Source organism: Flavobacterium sp. K77, from assembly GCF_021608205.1.
In the GTDB taxonomy this organism is placed as follows: Bacteria; Bacteroidota; Bacteroidia; order Flavobacteriales; family Flavobacteriaceae; genus Flavobacterium; species Flavobacterium turcicum.
The window spans coordinates 1-323 of the sequence record NZ_JAKIHO010000059.1 but is presented as its reverse complement, the minus strand read 5'-3'; the positions used below and the strand labels follow the sequence as shown (position 1 = coordinate 323).

The 323-nt window shown below is 30.0% G+C and carries 1 protein-coding gene; it reads left to right on the top strand.

What is annotated here, in order from left to right; all coding sequences use genetic code 11:
* The coding region (locus L1S34_RS14890; RefSeq protein WP_236364895.1) for a YfhO family protein at window positions 1–323 on the top strand (323 nt) is incomplete at both ends.

Here is a 323-nt window from a genome sequence, read left to right as displayed (position 1 = left end):
ATTGTATAAATTAAAAAACCATAGGTCTTTAGGTTTTGCATTTACAAAGTATATCACTGAAAAAGAGTTCGATAAACTAACTTTAGGTCAAAAGCACAAAATAGTAAATAAGTCAATAGTTGTCGAAGAAAAAGATGTAAAAAAACTAACGGAGTTGCAGCCCTATTATCAATCTGTTCTAAATGATAGTAGTCCTAAACAATTATTGATTAGATCTTTTAAAGAAAATGAAATAATGGGCAGCATAAAAATTGACCAACCCTCAATGCTTTTTCTATCAATTCCTTTCGATGACGGATGGAAAATCAGTATCAACGGACATA